16 protein-coding genes are annotated in these 17,185 nt (G+C 51.5%); 13 read left to right on the top strand and 3 right to left on the bottom strand.

The annotated features are described in order from the left end of the window. Nucleotides 1-17 precede the first annotated feature (17 nt). Nucleotides 18-650, top strand: a complete 633-nt coding sequence (locus tag AC3G2T_RS09070; protein WP_488435224.1) for an SCO family protein — start codon at nucleotides 18-20, stop codon at nucleotides 648-650. 42 nt (nucleotides 651-692) lie between these two features. On the opposite strand, the gene AC3G2T_RS09065 is transcribed toward AC3G2T_RS09070, so the two are convergent. Continuing rightward, on the bottom strand, nucleotides 693-1,046 hold the full coding sequence (locus tag AC3G2T_RS09065; RefSeq protein ID WP_488435223.1) for a ribonuclease M5: 354 nt from the start codon (nucleotides 1,044-1,046) through the stop codon (nucleotides 693-695). A 729-nt stretch (nucleotides 1,047-1,775) separates the two neighbouring features. On the opposite strand from AC3G2T_RS09065, the gene AC3G2T_RS09060 reads away from it, so the two are divergent. Further along, nucleotides 1,776-3,305, top strand: a complete 1,530-nt coding sequence (locus tag AC3G2T_RS09060) for a glycoside hydrolase family 43 protein (protein WP_474680075.1) — start codon at nucleotides 1,776-1,778, stop codon at nucleotides 3,303-3,305. 156 nt (nucleotides 3,306-3,461) lie between these two features. Beyond that, entirely contained in the window at nucleotides 3,462-5,012 is a 1,551-nt protein-coding gene (locus tag AC3G2T_RS09055) for a glycoside hydrolase family 43 protein (RefSeq protein ID WP_474680260.1), read from the top strand. 71 nt (nucleotides 5,013-5,083) lie between these two features. On the opposite strand, the gene AC3G2T_RS09050 is transcribed toward AC3G2T_RS09055, so the two are convergent. Further along, nucleotides 5,084-6,268, bottom strand: coding sequence for an MFS transporter (locus AC3G2T_RS09050; RefSeq protein WP_474680076.1), 1,185 nt, complete (start codon nucleotides 6,266-6,268; stop codon nucleotides 5,084-5,086). A 123-nt stretch (nucleotides 6,269-6,391) separates the two neighbouring features. On the opposite strand from AC3G2T_RS09050, the gene AC3G2T_RS09045 reads away from it, so the two are divergent. The 5 genes from AC3G2T_RS09045 to AC3G2T_RS09025 all read left to right on the top strand — a co-directional run bounded on the left by AC3G2T_RS09045 (nucleotide 6,392) and on the right by AC3G2T_RS09025 (nucleotide 11,151). Beyond that, nucleotides 6,392-6,547, top strand: coding sequence for a hypothetical protein (locus AC3G2T_RS09045; protein WP_488435222.1), 156 nt, complete (start codon nucleotides 6,392-6,394; stop codon nucleotides 6,545-6,547). A 57-nt stretch (nucleotides 6,548-6,604) separates the two neighbouring features. Beyond that, the gene (locus AC3G2T_RS09040; RefSeq protein ID WP_474680078.1) at nucleotides 6,605-7,039 is read left to right on the top strand and encodes a hypothetical protein; all 435 of its coding nucleotides are present in this window, start codon (nucleotides 6,605-6,607) and stop codon (nucleotides 7,037-7,039) included. A 22-nt stretch (nucleotides 7,040-7,061) separates the two neighbouring features. Further along, the gene (locus AC3G2T_RS09035; RefSeq protein WP_474680079.1) at nucleotides 7,062-8,210 is read left to right on the top strand and encodes a transglutaminase domain-containing protein; all 1,149 of its coding nucleotides are present in this window, start codon (nucleotides 7,062-7,064) and stop codon (nucleotides 8,208-8,210) included. A 137-nt stretch (nucleotides 8,211-8,347) separates the two neighbouring features. After that, nucleotides 8,348-9,070, top strand: a complete 723-nt coding sequence (locus AC3G2T_RS09030) for an HAD-IA family hydrolase (protein WP_488435221.1) — start codon at nucleotides 8,348-8,350, stop codon at nucleotides 9,068-9,070. A 17-nt stretch (nucleotides 9,071-9,087) separates the two neighbouring features. Beyond that, entirely contained in the window at nucleotides 9,088-11,151 is a 2,064-nt protein-coding gene (locus AC3G2T_RS09025; protein ID WP_488435220.1) for a peptidoglycan D,D-transpeptidase FtsI family protein, read from the top strand. A gap of 50 nt (nucleotides 11,152-11,201) precedes the next feature. Here AC3G2T_RS09025 and AC3G2T_RS09020 read toward each other — a convergent pair whose 3' ends face one another. Beyond that, on the bottom strand, nucleotides 11,202-11,588 hold the full coding sequence (locus AC3G2T_RS09020) for a hypothetical protein (protein ID WP_488435219.1): 387 nt from the start codon (nucleotides 11,586-11,588) through the stop codon (nucleotides 11,202-11,204). A 421-nt stretch (nucleotides 11,589-12,009) separates the two neighbouring features. Between AC3G2T_RS09020 and AC3G2T_RS09015 the strand changes: the two genes are divergently transcribed. Genes AC3G2T_RS09015 through AC3G2T_RS08995 form a run of 5 tightly spaced genes read left to right on the top strand, consistent with a single transcriptional unit; the run spans nucleotide 12,010 to nucleotide 17,185 of the window. Further along, nucleotides 12,010-12,300 (top strand): hypothetical protein, encoded by a 291-nt coding sequence (locus tag AC3G2T_RS09015; RefSeq protein ID WP_474680083.1) that lies wholly within the window; start codon nucleotides 12,010-12,012, stop codon nucleotides 12,298-12,300. 55 nt (nucleotides 12,301-12,355) lie between these two features. After that, the gene (asnB, locus tag AC3G2T_RS09010) at nucleotides 12,356-14,230 is read left to right on the top strand and encodes an asparagine synthase (glutamine-hydrolyzing) (protein WP_488435218.1); all 1,875 of its coding nucleotides are present in this window, start codon (nucleotides 12,356-12,358) and stop codon (nucleotides 14,228-14,230) included. A gap of 13 nt (nucleotides 14,231-14,243) precedes the next feature. Beyond that, a complete protein-coding gene (locus AC3G2T_RS09005; RefSeq protein WP_488435217.1) occupies nucleotides 14,244-14,981 on the top strand; it encodes a Cof-type HAD-IIB family hydrolase in 738 nt (245 codons plus the stop codon). Between the two features lie 13 nt (nucleotides 14,982-14,994). Further along, nucleotides 14,995-15,480, top strand: a complete 486-nt coding sequence (locus AC3G2T_RS09000) for a DUF456 domain-containing protein (RefSeq protein WP_488435216.1) — start codon at nucleotides 14,995-14,997, stop codon at nucleotides 15,478-15,480. 25 nt (nucleotides 15,481-15,505) lie between these two features. Further along, nucleotides 15,506-17,185, top strand: coding sequence for a putative polysaccharide biosynthesis protein (locus AC3G2T_RS08995; protein WP_488435215.1), 1,680 nt, complete (start codon nucleotides 15,506-15,508; stop codon nucleotides 17,183-17,185).

Here is a 17,185-nt window from a genome sequence, read left to right as displayed (position 1 = left end):
GGGGGAAAAGAAGCGGAATGAATGTGTTTTTAGCGAAAAACTGGTTTAAAATGGCCATCGGCATCATTTTGGTGGCAATGATTGCGTCTTTTGCATACAAGCTGTGGTTTCAGCAGGACGGAAGCGATGAGCGGCTTAGGGCGATGAAGCCGGCCCCGGATTTTCAATTGACGGATTTGGACGGTAAGACGGTTTCATCCAAGGATTTGAACGGGAAAGTCAGACTCGTGTATTTCTTCTACTCTTTTTGCCCTGACGTATGCATGCCGACTTCATTTATCCTTTCCAACGTACAGGCATCGTTAAAGGAAAAAGGGCTTCTTGGCAGCAAGGCGGAAATTCTTTCGATTACGGTTGATCCGACCAGGGATACCCCGGCTGTGTTGAAGGAGTTCGGCAGCAGGTTCGAATCGAAGCCTGTGCCGGGAGGATGGACGTTTTTGCGCGGTGACGAGGCGGAGACGAAGAAGCTTGCCGAAGATTTCGGCATTATGGTGATCAAAGAGAAGAATGGGGATTTCTCGCATTCCAACGCTATTCTGTTGGTCGATCCGAAAGGGGTGCTCCGCAATTATTACGATGCGGGCGATCCGAAGCTGGATGCGAATTACATAGTGAAGGACGTCATTACGTTGTCCAAAGGCAAATAATACGCAAGAGGGAAGCGGGAGTCCGTCCGATTAACCTCGGTTTTACTCCAAAGCAGGGCTTGGATCAGGGTATATAATATACTCTTCCAGCCCTGCTTTTTCTAGTTGCTGGATCAGATATTCTTCGGGCGTTCCTTCCACTCCGGCATAGCCTTTGCGCGTATAGATTTGCTCGGCGTCGGGAAAGGCGTCGCACAGCAGAGCGCGGATCCGCTTTCCGGAAGAATCGTTATCGGTAAATATGTAAACCTGGCGACCGCCTGCTTTTTTCTTCAAATCTTCCAGCGTCGCCGAGTTGGGTGTGCCGTATGTGCAGAAAATTGCAATTTCCTCGCTGACGATTCGTTTCAATCGGCTTTTGTCATTTTTGCCTTCGACAATTATAGCTATCGACATAGGGGCCCCCTCGCTGCTTTTTTTTGTATTATAACCAGTTTTGGCGAGCGATCCAAGCCCTTTATGCGATTTTCAGGCAAATCATGTGCGGATTTCCCGGGAAATGACAAGCGTTGACAGACCGATCCGCTAAAGACGTCGCAGTACTTTTTTTCGTAAAATAACTTTTCGAAAGCAGGATTCTTTGAGGCGCATAGAAGGTCTCTTTATCAATCGACTCTTTGTGGACATTCTAAGGTAAAATCAAGCAATATCATTGATTTGTCAATGAACAACACCAACTTTCTGATTCTTTAGCACAAAATTCATAAAATAACACAATTTATTCCAAATAAATTCTATTTTTTCAAAAAAGAAAGCGCTTTATAATGGAGTTGCTTCACCAGATTATTGCCAAATATAGTGAAAGGAGTGCGCATGCAATGTTCTTGCAATGAACGATCCGTTAAAAAACTTAGAAAGGAGAGATAAAATTTGTTGAACGTTCTAAAGTTTTAACGGACTTTTCAGATTCCCTTGTTATGAAATATTGAAGTTAACCCGAAAAGTATTATGCAAACGCTTTCGAAGTCAACCGACGAGCTCTTTCCAAACATTCTGTCGTTGCATGAACGATGGGAACAACTGCGCCGACACCGTCTGACAACCGATTGCTATGGCGCCGAATTCTGCAGTGCTGTATACCCCGCGCAAGCGGCAAGCGATATTTTAAAAGGAGGAAAATGTATTATGTTAAAAAAATTAAGTGCGATTGTATTGGCTTGTTCATTAACGCTCAGTGCTGTGCCATTGACGTCCGCATATGCCGCCAACAGTGCGACTGCAAAACTTCCGGGGAATTCAAACCCGCTTATGGACCATAAATTGGGGGCAGACCCCTTTGCGATGGTCTATAATGGAAGGGTTTACATTTATATGTCAAGCGATGCGTATGTAAATAATAGCAACGGGACTGTTAAAGAAAATGATTTTAGCGCATTGTATAAAGTTAATGTCATATCTTCCGCTGATATGGTGAACTGGACAGATCATGGTTCCATTCCGGTAGCGGGAGCCAATAGCGGCAATAACGGCAAAGGTATTGCCAAATGGGCGTCACTTTCATGGGCTCCCGCTGCCACACACAAAACGATAAACGGCAAGGAGAAATTTTTCCTTTATTTTGCAAATGGCGCATCGGGTATTGGCGTGCTGACTGCGGATTCTCCGCTAGGACCATGGACAGATCCGCTCGGAAAAGCTCTTGTTACAGGCAATACGCCCGGAGTCGCCGGAGTTACATGGCTTTTTGACCCGGCCGTATTTGTGGATGATGATGGTCAAGGATATTTGTATGTCGGCGGGGGAATACCCAATACCTCGGATCCGGCATCGGTTGCCAATCCCAAAACAGCCAGAGTTTTGAAATTGGGCGCCGATATGACGAGTATTGTTGGAAGCGCAGTAACCATTGATGCTCCTTACATGTTTGAAGACTCCGGCATTCATAAGTACAACGGCAAATATTACTACTCTTATTGTATCAATTTCTCCGGTACGCACCCGGCCGCTTATCCGGCAGGCGAGATCGGCTACATGATGAGCAGCAGTCCTATGGGGCCCTTTACGTATACAGGGCATTTCCTGAAAAATCCGGGCGCATTTTTCGGGGGCGGCGGAAACAACCACCATGCCGTATTTAACTTTAATAACCAGTGGTATGTCGTGTACCATACCCAAACTGTCGCCACGGCTCAATTGGGAAGCGGAAAAGGATACCGATCCCCGCATATCAATAAGCTTGTGTATAATTCGAATGGAACGATACAAGAAGTTCAGGCAAATATGGCAGGCATAGCCCAGATCGCCAATCTGGATCCGTACAACAGGACTGAGGCTGAAACGATCGGATGGAATGCAGGTATCCAAACTGAGGATAGTCAAGCGGCAGGCGGACCGGTAAATAATCAAAATGTAGCATATATAAATAACGGGGACTGGGTAGCTGTAGGAAATGCTGACTTTGGCAGCGGAGCCAAGACGTTTAAAGCAAATGTAGCATCGGCGACTACAGGAGGCAATATTGAAATACGTCTTGACAGTCCAACCGGTACTCTTGTTGGAACACTTCCCGTACCTTCTACAGGCGGGTGGCAAAATTGGAAGGAAGTAACAACCAATGTCAGCGGTGCAACGGGTGTCCACAAAGTGTTCTTCGTGTTTACGGGAGCAGGAACCGATTATTTGTTTAATTTTGATTACTGGCAGTTTTCGCGCTAATCATGAGCAGCGTGAATTTACAGCACGAATAAAGGAGTAACGTTTTTGACGTTCGGGAAATTAACGTTCATTTTCCGAACGTCATTCATCTTTTTTGAAGCAGCTGCCAAAAAACCTGTCTACAGTCCAATTTTCCTATAAGGAGGCGATTGTATGATGTATAAGAGAATAGGCGTGTTCTTATTGGTTTTCACATTATTCATGAGTATGATGCCCAATTATACCGCATTTGCAGCCACTACTTTTACAAATCCGTTTATATATGCCGATGCACCGGACAACGATGTGATCAGGGTAGGCAATACGTATTATATGACCAGCACGACCATGCATATGAACCCTGGAGTCCCGATCATGAAATCCAACGACCTCGTAAATTGGGAAATCGTAAATTATGTTTACGATACGTATGCCAACAATGACGCACAAAATCTGAACAACGGGCAGAACGAATACGGAAGAGGCTCGTGGGCAAGCAGCCTTAGATATAATAACGGCACTTATTATGTTTCTTTTGGCTCGAATTCTACCGGCAAAACCTACATTTATCAAACGAACAATATAGAAACCGGCCCATGGACATCGTCAGTGCTTGGCAGCTATTACCATGACGCATCGCTGCTGTTTGATAACGGACGCGTATTCCTGGTTTATGGCAGCGATAACATCAGCATTATCGAGCTTACGGCAGACGCCAAAGCGATCAAATCAGGGGGGCTTAATCAAGTAATTATCCCCAATTCAAGTAATATTGCCGGTTCCAGCTTCATAGTGAAGGCCGAAGGCGCGCACATCCAAAAGATCAACGGAATGTACTATGTATTCCTGATCGTTTGGCCGTCGGGAAGCGGCCGCACTGAATTATGCTACCGCGCAAGCAGCTTGACCGGACCGTATACAGGTCAAGTTGTATTGAAGGATTCGGGCATTGCACAGGGAGGCATTGTCGATACGGCTTCCGGCTCCTGGTATGGTATGCTGTTTAAAGACAGCGGGGCAATCGGACGTATGCCGTATCTTGTTCCGGTTACATGGTCCAATAATTGGCCGGTATTCGGTGTCAACGGTAAAGTTCCCCTTACCATGAATGTTCCCGTCGAAGGTTATCCGGCCAAGAAGGTTTATGCGTCCGATGAATTTTCAAATACGACTCTTGGCAAGGTGTGGCAGTGGAACCACAATCCTGACAATACGAAGTGGTCCCTTACACAGCGTCCCGGATTCATGAGAATTACGACCGGAAAAGTGAGCACGAGCATTCTTGATGCCAGAAACACGCTTACCCAAAGGACATTCGGACCGCAATCTACAGGAACCGTTGCATTGGAAACAAGCGGCATGAAGGACGGCGATTATGCCGGTCTTGCAGCGTTTCAGGCTAAATACGGATTTGTCGGCGTAAAGATGTCCGGGACTTCCAAATCCATTGTGATGGCGAATGCCGGCTCGGGAACAATGACTGAAGTGGCGAGCGTCCCCGTCACCCAGAACAGAGTATACCTTAAACTTTTCTGTGATTTTAAAAATCAGACAGATAAAGCCTATTTTTACTACAGTCTTGACGGCACAAATTGGACGGCTATAGGCAGCACGCTTCAGATGTCTTATACACTGCCTCACTTTATGGGATACCGTTTTGCTTTGTTCAATTATGCTACTAAATCAACCGGCGGTTTTGTCGATTTTGATTATTTGCGATTGCAGTGAGTAGATGGCAGGAAACATGCATCCGCAACATAAAAACGGAGTCTCGCGATTTTGCGGGCTCCGTTTTCCGATTAATTATGGGGTATTACATGAAGCTTGAAGGTGCGGAGGGGCAGCAGCGAAAGGGCCAGCATCAGTATGAAAAAGGCGATGAAATACGATGAGATTTGATCGCGGAGCTGTCCAGCCAGCGTCGGTCCGAAGAAGGCGCCGATGGAGTGTGAAATCGACAGCAGCGAGAAGACGCGCCCGTACCGGCTGCTGCTTGTGATGCCGGCGAGCAGCGCCGCGAGCGACGGGAAGATGACGCCTTTGGCCATCCCGATGAGAAACAGCGACACTGAAAGCGGTACAGGCCATTTGACGGCCAAGCCGAAAAATATGATAGCAAGCGACAAGCTCCCCGCTACAGTACGGATTGAAGGCGAAACCTGGTTCAAAAACCACATGCTCAGCGTGCACAGCGCCCCCAGGCTGACCAGGGAGAAAAATACGCCGGAGGTTAAAATGGAGCCTCTGGATGCCTGCATAAGCGGCAGCTCGAAAAATAAAATGCCTTGCGAACAAGAAATCGCCATCGGAATCAAAAAGAAAAGCCAGGGAATCGGCATGTGCGGAGTCACGTCGCCGGGCCGCTCCGGGAGCGAATGGCCATGGTGATCGACGAGCAGCGGCTGAGCGGTATCGGACAGCTCTGCCGTCACCGAAGCTTTTTGCTCCTTAACGCCGAAAATAGCGAGAATCCCGGTGACGATCAGTACCCAGCCGAGCACGGAAAAAGCGGTCGTAAACCCGATTTTGGCGACCAGCAGCGCTCCGGCTGCCGGGGACACGACCGAGGCCAGCGTATGGACGAGGCCGTTGCCTGTCATCAGCTTGCTCTGGTGAATGCGGTCTTTGGCAATCCGGGCCAGCAGGGAGAGGCACGCCGGCGACAGAAACGCAAGCACAAATCCGCTGATGGAGCGAATGTACAGCAAATGCCACGGGTCTGTGACCATAGATTGAAATAAGAGGATGATCCCTGCTACAATCAGGCTAAAGATGATGAAAAGCTTGCTGCCGTATTTGTCCACACCGTAGCCGGCAATTAAATTTCCGGGCAGATGCGTGATCGAGTATACGCCCATAATCAAGCCGATAAAAGAAGGCGCCGCGCCCAGGGACAAAGCGAAAGGGGACAAGATCGGATACTGCGCGTGCAGATCGAAAAACGCAACAAACATAAACAAATATAACCAAATCGCCGTTCTCAAAGATCTCACCGCCCATTTTTAATATGTTGACTCAGGAGTCTTGTCTCTAAGATGTACGCGACTTGTCCGCAGGATATGACCTTTCTGCATAAATGACACATTTCCAAAGAAAGGAGCTTCCGCATGGACTCTATGGTAATCCTGCTGCTGGCGGCCGCGGCCGTGTATCTCCTGTTTCGGTTAAGGCGGTCCATCCGCTCCTCAAGAAATTACGCCGACAAGAGCGGCGAAATCCAGAAAAAGTTAGCGGAATTAAGGAAAAAAAGAGATGAACAATAACGATGCGCTGTAGTATGATTAGGAAGGTACTTTTTTTAATAATGGAGGGATTTTCGCTTGGATCAATGGATTTCTTTCGCGCAGGACCGCTGGTATTTGCTCATTGCGGCGATCATTGTTCTTTTTATCGTTATTGGAATCGTTAAAACGATCATGAAATGGATACTTGTTATCGTCATTGTCGGGGCTCTGGTCGTATATGGAGCCAATTATAAGGATAAGCTGCAAAGCATAGGAGCAAGCGTTGTCAGCCAGGTGGGCGACGAGGTGAAAGACAAAGCCGTAAGCGCATTGGCCTCCGAAGCCAAGGACGCGCAGTTCAAGGCGAATCCGGACGGCTCCTTTTTGATCACGACCAAAAGCTTGAAGGTCGAGGGAAAAGCGGGCTCGGAAGAAGTGAAAGTTACCTTTATGGGAACAACGTTTACGATGAACGCGAATGCGGCGATCAACGCATTTGTGGAGCAGGCGCAAAAAAATGCCAAGCCTTAGCTTAAAATAGGAGGGAAATCTTATGGCGGATATGATGCTCGCAAAATGGACAACAATTAATCTCATATCGATCGCCATTGTTTTAACGTTTGCGGCCGCTGTCATACAGGGCTTTTTCCGCGGCGGCTCCGGTTCGGCCAAGCATCTCGTCTACATGGTCGTCGAAGGGCTCACGGTTATCATCAGCATGTTTTTGGCGTGGAAGAGCGTGCAGCTCGTTTCCCCGCTTATTCAAACCTGGCTCAAGTCGCAAAATTTGCGGCTGCCCGCCGGGGAGATCACGATGTGGCAGCAGATTTACTATACGGCGGTAACGAGCATCCGCGATTTTCCGCTGCTCCGGTTCGGCGTGCTGTTTTTGCTCGGCTATATGATCGTGAAGCACATTTTGTATCTTTTGTTCGAGCCGGTTGCCCGCTATTGGCTGGCCGGACGTCATCCTTACGGCGCGGGTCGGAGATCGCTGCTCAGTTCTTTGGCCGGCGGGGCTATAGGCGCCGTTGCGGGATTCGCCAGGGCGCTGATGCTGATCGCGGCGCTGTTTATTTTTGCAACCTTGTTCCCACATTCGCCGCTCACGTCGTACATTCAATCGTCGCAGATGTATCAAAAGGGCGCGCAAGAAGTCATCTCACCTTTCACGGGCGACTTTATTGCCGACAAGGTTCCTGTATTTACCAGGGCGGTCGAAAATGAGTTCTCGAACATTTTGCAGCGCAGATACGAGGTGCTGGACGCCAATATACCGGACAACATAGCCGAAGCGGCCAAGGAAGTGACGGCCCCCGGCAAATCGGACGAGGAGAAGGCGCGGCTCCTGTACAAATGGGTCGGAACTCGGGTGCAGTACGATTGGGACAAGGTGAGGCTGTATGAGGATCAGCGCATCTGGAAGGAGCAGACGCCGGAAGATACGTTTAGCACCCGCAAGGGCGTATGCATCGATTATTCCAGATTGTACGCGCTGATGGCGCGGTCCGTCGGGCTCGATGTGAAGGTCGTGACCGGTCTCGGCTACGACGGCAGGGGCAGCTACGGGCCTCATGCCTGGAACGAAGTTTACTTGAAGGAATCGGAGCGCTGGGTGCCGCTTGATTCGACTTGGGTTGCAAGCGGAGGCAACTGGTTCAACCCGCCGAATTTCGATCAAACGCACATTAAAGAGGCATAGCAAAAATATAGCGGATTCGCCGGAAGCCAGCCTTTCCACTCAAAGGGCGCGGCTTCTTTTTTCCTCCTAAGCAAGTGTGGTACACTTAATAGCGGAATTGTTAATATGATTATGAGCAGCATCATGAAGGAGATCCAATGCGACAACCCATTCGGCAGTATAAAATGATATATTTCGATGCAGGCGACACCCTGCTGATGATTCCCGCAGCTCAAGCCATCTTGAAGCAGTATTTGGCGGATCGTTCCCTGGACAGGGATGAAGCGCACATCGGTGAACTATTCGCGGAAGCTTTTCGTCTATTTTATTACGGGAAGAAGACGGATTCTTTTGAAGCCTGCACCCCGGAATCCGACCGCGCATTTTGGGTGGACCTGTATAAATACGTGCTTCACAAGCTGGACGCGCATGCAACCTGGACGGCTGACGAAATACATGCTTGCTGCCACGAACTCTACGATATTTATACGGCGCCGGAGTACTATGAGCTGTTCGACGACGTCATTCCGTGTCTGGAACGTTTGCGGGATATGGGTTTCCGGCTTGGGATCGTCAGCAATTTTGCTCCTACGCTTAAAGCGATTTTGGCAAGCAAGGGCATTTTGCATTTTTTCGAGCCCGTGATCGTATCCACGGAGGTCGGTCTGGAGAAGCCGGACCCGGCGATTTTTCATTTGGCCCTGAAGCTGGCGAATATCGATCCCCGGGACGTTCTCTATATCGGAGATCATGAGACCAACGATATTTGGGCGCCGAGCCAGGCGGGCATCGATGCCGTAAAAATACTTCGCTACGACTACCACACGGGAGAAGGCATCCGCTCTTTGCTTCAACTGTTCGAAGAACATGTCAGTGTGTGAGAAAGGATTGAAAAGCAATGAAGTCATCGGCAGCGATGGATGACCCGAAAAAAAGCGAGATCACCAAGAAGCGGCACTTTTCCTTACGCATCAACATCTTTTTCTTTTTGACATTTGTGCTGTTTTCCATCCTGATCGTGCGGCTGGCGATTTTGCAGTTCGTGCAGTACAAGGAGCTGAAAGCGGCCGAAAATACGAACACGAACACGAAAACGAAAATTGCCCCGATCCGCGGCAATATTTACGATTCCAACAAATCGCCGCTGGCCTATACGATTCCGATCCAGTCGCTGTTTTTCCGCATCGAGCCGGGGCAGCAGAACAAGGATGACTTGATTTCGCTCGCCAACAAGCTGAAGGACGTTTTCGACAAATACGGCAAGCCGGACGCCAAAAAGCTGACGGCTGCGGACATCATCCTTTCTATGGATTTGGGCTACGACATCAACAAAAAGGATACGAAGCCGCCGAGTTATTTTCAGGTCCCGCGCAGAATCAAAGCCGACTTGTCCCAGGCGGAAATCGCGTATTTGCTGGAGCACCGGGACGAGTACAAATGGCTGGAAGTGAACGAGGAAAGCATCCGCACGTATGAAATGGATGACGACGGGAAAACGACGATCGCCACGCAGTTGATCGGGTACTTAAAGTCGTACTCCACGCAGACGGCGAGAGATATGTATAAGGACAACCCGGAAAAGTCCGAATACTTGGATGCCGAGAACGTAGGGTTTGACGGGATCGAGCGGATGTATCAGGATGAGCTGCGGGGGACGAACGGCAGCAAAGTTTATCCGGTTGACGCAGTCATGCGAATTATCGGAAGAGCGACCGTAACCGCACCGGTCAAAGGGAACAACCTGTATTTGACGATCAACAAGGATGTGCAGAAGACAACGGAAAAAGAGCTTGAGGATCATATCAAATCTTTGCAGAGTCCTTCCAATGCGGGCAATCCTTATTTGAAGTGGGGGACGAACGCCGCGTCGGGCTTTGCGGTAGCGATGGAAGTCGATACGGGACGCGTAGTCACAATGGCCAACTATCCCGACTATAACGCGAACGTGTGGACCGGCGGGATTTCTCAGAACGACTACGACGAAATCGGCACCTATATATCCAACGGCTCGATTACGACCGCAAAGACCAAATATCCGACCGAAAAGGAAAATGCGAAGCATCCGTCGTCCATCGTGTTTATGGGCTCTACGATCAAGCCTCTATCCGTGCTAATCGGTTTGAAAGAGAAGCTGAATGCAAGCGATTATTACTACGACACCGGTTCCTTCAGTTTCGGCAAAACAGGCAGCGCAAGTACGATTACAAACTCCGATAAGGCGGCATACGGGGAGCTGAACGCATCTACGGCCATTGAACATTCGTCCAACACCTACATGTCGGCAATGATCGGTATTCCGTTCTACAAAAAATATGGCGGAGAAACTCAGGCGGTGACCGATAAATGGGCGGAGTATTTGGCGAAATTCGGCATCGGCGTTAAAACGGGAAGCGGACTTCCCGGAGAAATTGCCGGATCGAACGACTTTGCCAAAAACGCCAAAAAAGACAGCTACCAATCGGCCATGGTCTATGCTTCCTGGGGACAGAACGAGAAGACGACTACGCTGCAGCTTGCGCAATACGCGGCGACGCTGGCTAACCGCGGAAAGCGGATGAAGCCGCTGTTTGTAGATGAGATCAGAAGCTATGAAGGGCAGCTGGTGAAAAAAATCGAGCCGGAAGTGCTGGACGATTCGTCGACGATGTTCTCCAGCAGCGATTGGAATACAATCGTCCACGGTATGAAGAGCGGTGCCGAAGGCATCGATGACCTGCCTTTCAACGTGGCGCGCAAGACGGGGACGTCCACTCAAGTCGTATCCGGAGGCACTGTCGAAAATGCGGTGTTCATCGCCTTCGCACCTGTCGAGAATCCGAAGCTGGCCGTAGCTGTCGTCGTGCCCGAGGGCGGTTTCGGACGCTACGGCGCCTCTCCGATCGCGGCGAAAATATTCTCCGCATACGATGCGGCGAATGACGGGATTTTGACGAAACTCGGCGGCGGCAAGAGACCGTGGTAAGGATGGCAGTGAATCAAGAAGCGTGCTTTGGCGCGCTTCTTTTCTTGTATTTAGGGGGCCACGTTGGAGGACGGCTGGCCGGAGCAGCAAAAGGCAGAAGATGCATGTTCTAGACTGTCGAAAAATTCGACCGCGGGGCCATCAAGAAATCCATCCGCCCGAGCCGATAGCGTAAACTGCCATGCCGTGTGCAGAAAGCCTGAAATAGTCAAAGTGACAAGAAATCCATACGCCTGAGCGGATAGCGTAAATTGTCTTGCCGTGCGCAGAAAGCCTGAAATAGTCAAAGTGATAAGAAATCCATACGCCCGAGCCGATAGATTAAATTGCCGCGCCGCGAGCAGAAAGCCTGAAATAGACAAAGTGACAAGAAATCCACACGCCCGAGCCGATAGAGTAAATTGCCGCGCCGCGCGCAAAAAGCCTGCAATAGTCAAAGTGACAAGAAATCCACACGCCTGAGCCGATAGCGTAAATTGCCTTGCCCCGCGCAAAAAGCCTGCAAAAGTGCATCTTTTTGCTCGTTCATTCGCCTGCAGCGACAAATTCCTGCAATTGTGCAGGTTTTTTGCCGCACGAAAGGGCTCGGGTTCATTTTGGTCGAAAATTCCTGCACAATTGCAGGCTTTTCATTGAAATGAAGCAATTTCAAGGAAAAAAACTGCACTTTTGCAGGTTTTCTCCCTGTCCAGCCGCTCCTTACCCCCTCGCCGAGCAGCGCCACAACCTGTATGGGAGGGGCGCGTTGGGGAGAAGCGGCAGCGCCTCCCTGACTTTTGCGAGTTTCAGAATCGGCAAGTATCGCCCCGACCGCCGGCGTACAACGCAACACCGCGCGGGCTGGGAGCTGCACGCGCGGTGTTACGCTATTTTGCCGACAAGGCCGGCTTTTCCGCCAAAGTTCTTGGCACATTCCGCCTGCCCGGACATATGATAAAAGCACGAGGAAGCTTTTACCAAAAAGTTGCCTTGAGCAAACATTTATGCACAATGGAAAAGGCGGTGAGTCGCGGTGAAAAAAGTCCGCTGGTCTTCATCTCTCAAACGGCTGATCATTACGTTCATATTTTTATAAGATCCGAATTGCCGGGATCGAGCCGGGTTCCTCCATCTTCATTTCCAGTATGGACGGCAGTTATGGTATACTAATGTATCGATAGTCCGACTGATTTTTGAATGCAAGTGTGGAGGAGTGAGTTTCACCATGTGCGGTATTACCGGCGTAGTTTATTTTGAAGATAGAGAACCGTCCGTTCCCATGCTGGAGCAAATGACGGATGTCATCGTGCACCGCGGGCCGAATGACTCCGGATTTTGGACGGATAATCGGATAGGACTCGGCTTTCGCAGACTGTCGATTATCGATATCCAGGAGGGGCATCAGCCTCTGACGAACGAGGACGAATCGGTCTGGATTATTTTTAACGGGGAAATTTACAATTATAAAGAGCTGCGCGGCATGCTGATCGGGCGCGGACATCAGTTCCGCACGCACAGCGATACCGAGGTTATCGTTCATCTTTACGAAGAATATGGCGAGGAATGCGTCAAGCATATGCGCGGCATGTTCGGATTTGCGATCTGGGACAAAAAGAAGAAGCAGCTGTTCGGCGCGCGCGATCATTTCGGCATTAAGCCGTTTTACTATCATTACAACGACCGCCAGTTTTTATTCGGTTCGGAAATAAAGAGCTTGCTGGCTGCGGAAGGCATGAACCGGCTGATTCACACGGACAGCCTGCTGAATTATTTGACTTTTCAATATGTTCCTGAGCCTAACACGATGTTTCACGGCATTCAGAAGCTGCCTCCGGGGCATTATGTCAAAGTCGGCTTCGACGGTGAAATGTCGATACATAAATATTGGGACCCGATGTTCGAGCCGGAAGACCGCCCGTTCGACGAATATGTCGAGCAAATTCGCGAGACGCTCAAGGACTCGGTTGCTCATCATATGGTCAGCGATGTGGAACGCGGGTGCTTTTTGTCCAGCGGCATCGATTCCACCGCGATCGCTACCCATATGCGGAACATCGAGCCGATCCGCACGTTCTCGGTAGGCTTCGAAGGGCCGAACAACGAAACGCCGATCGCGGCGCAAACCGCTGCCGCCCTCGGAACGGAGCATTACGATAAAATCATTACGCGCGACGATTTCTTCAGCACGCTGCCGAAGGCGATCTGGCATCAGGACGAGCCTGTCGCGGATCCTTCGGCCATCGCGCTGTACCACGTCGCACAGCTGGCCAGAGAGCATGTGACGGTCGTGCTGTCCGGCGAAGGCGCGGACGAGTTGTTCGGCGGCTACCGCATCTACCGCGAGCCTTTGTCGCTGAGCCCGATCGAGCGGCTGCCGTTGTCGGTGAAGCGGATGCTGCACCGCTTCGCCCGCATGCTGCCAAGCGGCATGTCCGGCCGCAACTACTTGCTGCGCGGCACGACGCCGCTGGAAGAGCGTTTTATCGGCAACGCGAAAATTTTTACCGAGGACATGAAAGCCGAAGTGCTCCGCCTGGATAGCGAGATGCTGCGGTCGTACAAAAATCCGCTGCAAATCGCCGCCGACTACTACGGCAAAACGAAGCACCTAGATCCGGTCAGCCGGATGCAGTATATCGATATGAATTTGTGGATGCCCGGCGACATTTTGATGAAAGCCGACAAAATGACGATGGCCCACTCCCTGGAGCTGCGCGTTCCGTTTTTGGACAAGGAACTGTTCGAAGTGGCGCGCCGCATTCCGGCGAAATACCGCATCGCAAACGGAACGACCAAATACATTTTCCGCAAAGCGATGGAAGGCATCATTCCGGATTTCATTCTGAATCGTCCGAAGCTGGGCTTCCCTGTGCCGCTGCGCGATTGGATGAACGGCCCGATGGGGGACATGCTGCTCGAACAAATCAAAGCCAGCGGCATCGAAGATTACATCAATATCGACACCGTAGAGCGCATGCTGCAAAAGCACCGCAGCGGCCAGGGCGACTATGCGCGCCGCATATGGACGATTTATATTTTCGCCTTGTGGCACGTGACCTATTTGGAAGAATTGCCGAAAAAGACGGCAGCAGCTTATTAAACGGGAGGCGCATATGGGAAACTACAAATTGCTGGCGCTCGACATGGACGGAACGCTGCTTACGGAAGACAAAGAGATAAGCGCGGAGAACAAAAAAGCGATCGCCGCAGCTCTTGAAGCGGGCGTGACGGTCATTTTCTCGACCGGCCGCGGCGTGCAGAGCGCGATGCCTTATGTGACGGAACTCGGTCTCAAGACGCCGATGGTTACGGTCAACGGCAGCGAGGTATGGGAAGCGCCGGGCAAACTGCACAGCAGGAAGCTGCTCTCCGTAGATCTCGTGCGCAGTCTGCACGAAATTGCGGTACAGCACGATACCTGGTGGTGGGCGTACGCCGTCGACGGTATCTATAACCGTGACAACTGGGCGGAAGACCTTGCAAGCCATCAATGGCTGAAATTCGGTTATTACACCGAAGACGAGGCGGCATTGCGGCAGGTTCGCCGGATAGTGGAGAGCTGGGGGCAGCTTGAGGTTACGAATTCCCATCCGTGCAACATCGAGCTGAATCCGCTTGGTGTGAACAAGGCGAGCGGGGTTGAAGCGGTATGCGGCTTGCTCGGCATTGGGATGTCGGAAGTGATCGCGATGGGCGACAGCGAGAACGACATTGCCATGCTCACCGCCAGCGGCTTGGGGGTAGCGATGGGCAATGCGCAGGAAGGCGTCAAGCGGATTGCCGATACGACCACAGCGACGAACGAAGAGCACGGGGTTGCCAAAATAATTTATGAATATATCCTGAAATAGGAGTTCGTCAAGCATGGTTGTGACAGGCTGGATTTTGGTTATACTGCTGTTTGCCGTGGGTATGGCCGGTGCGGTCTATCCGGTGCTGCCCGGCGTGCTGGCGATCTATGGCGCTTTTTTCGTCTACGGTCTGATGATCGGTTTTGAGCCGTTCGGTGTTTCGTTCTGGCTCATTCAAACATTAATCGTCGCGGTCATCATGGTGGCGGATTATGCGGTCAGCGCGATGGGCGTCAAAAAATTCGGCGGCTCAAGGGCCTCGGTAATCGGAAGCACCGTCGGCCTGATTGTCGGCCCTTTTGTTATTCCGGCATTCGGCATCATCCTCGGCCCGTTTATCGGCGCCGTTATCGGGGAAATGATCATCGGGACCGGGTGGCAAAAAGCGCTCGGCGCCGGGGTCGGCTCGGTGGTTGGCTTTTTCGCCAGCAGCGTAGTTAAGATCGTGCTGCAGTTGGCTATGATCGTTGTTTTCCTCATCTGGATTTTTCATAACTAAACGATTGGGAGAGAAGGAACGGACGTTGACGAAGGAAACAAAAGACTCGCTCGTAAAAGGGACGCTCATTCTCACCGTGGCCGCGCTTGTAGCGCGGTTTCTCGGCGTTTTTCAGCGTATTCCGCTGGTGCATTTGCTGGGAGATGCGGGCAATGGAAGCTATTCCATCGCATTCAGCCTGTATTCGACCTTGCTTGTCATTGCGACCGCGGGAATTCCAAGCGCATTAAGCAAAATGATATCGGAAAAAAACGCGCTCGGCAGGCAGGCCGAGGCCGCGCGCATTTATAAAGCCGCCATCTGGTTCGCGCTGGTTGCGGGGGTTGTCATGACGGCTCTGCTTTACGCATTCGCGCCGCTTTATGCGGAAACGATCTCCCGCGGCGGCGAGAACGCGACTTTGGCGACGCGGGCCATCGCGCCCGCGCTGCTCATGTTCCCGCTGATCGCCATCATGCGGGGCTATTTTCAGGGCAGGCAAAATATGATGCCGAACGGCATTTCCCAGGTCGTCGAGCAGGTATTCCGGCTCGTGACCTCGATTGCTCTGGCCTATTTCCTGCTGCAAGCCGGCCTGGGCTGGGCTGTAGCCGGAGCCTCCTTCGGCGGCGTTGTCGGCGGTGCCGCAGCGCTTGCGGTTATGCTGTATTTTGCGCTGAAGCTGAGGCGCCGGGATGCAGCAGCCGCAGAAGCGGCGCCCCGCCAAACCGCAGCGGCTACTGTAGAGGCTGGGGGGCCTGTGCCTGAGCTGCCGCGGTACCGGGAAATTTACCGGAATCTGCTGCGGCTGTCGATTCCGATCGTTTTGTTCTCGATGACGGTTCCGCTCGTATACAACATCGATACCTCGATGATTATTCCGCTGCTGGAAGGCAAGATCGGCGCGCAGGAAGCGCTCGGACTTGTCGGCATTATGGGCGGACGGGCCCAATCGCTGGCGGGTATTCCGATCATTTTGGCCGTCGCGCTCAGCCAGTCGGTTGTGCCGATTATTTCGGCGGCTTACTCCAGAAAAGACTTGACGCAGGTCAGCAGCCAGACGTCGCGCGTGCTTCAGTTGGCTATTTTGTCAGGGCTGCCTGCCGTGCTGATGATCAGCATTGCCGCCAGACCGCTGGATCTGATGCTGTTCGGCTATGAAGATTCGGCCTACGGGATCGCCCATGGCCCGCATATGATTTCGCTGTTGACGTTAAGCGCGATGTTTCAGGTCATCATGCAGACCTCGGGAGCCGTCCTCATGGGGATGGGCCGGATGAAGCCGCTCATCGTTCATGTCGTAATCGGCGTAGCGGTGAAGCTGGCGGGAAGCTTGCTGCTGTCGCCTTTATGGGGGATATACGGGATTACGGCGTCCACCGGGCTTTGTTTTATCGCCATGAGCTGGCTCAACATTCGTGCCATCCGCAAGGAAGTGGCCTTCACCGTGCTCGGCAGACGAACCGCCGGCCTTGCGCTGACAATCGCCGTAATCGCGGTCTGCGGTCTTGGCATAGAATGGCTGACCCATCACTATGTCCAGTTGTTCGCCTGGTACCGCATGAATGCCGCCGTCAATTCCGTCATTGTGTGCGCAGTAACGATAGCGCTGTACCCGCTCATGCTGCTGGCGACCCGCGTCGTGACGAAAGACGACGTCAAAAGCTTTCCCGCGCCGCTGCAAAAGCTCATCGGCAAAGCCGGACGCCTGCTCGGCCGCGCCTAA

This window comes from Paenibacillus sp. sgz302191 (assembly GCF_057749925.1).
Note: the sequence above shows the minus strand (reverse complement) of the source record. Positions and strands in the feature narration are given on the sequence as shown.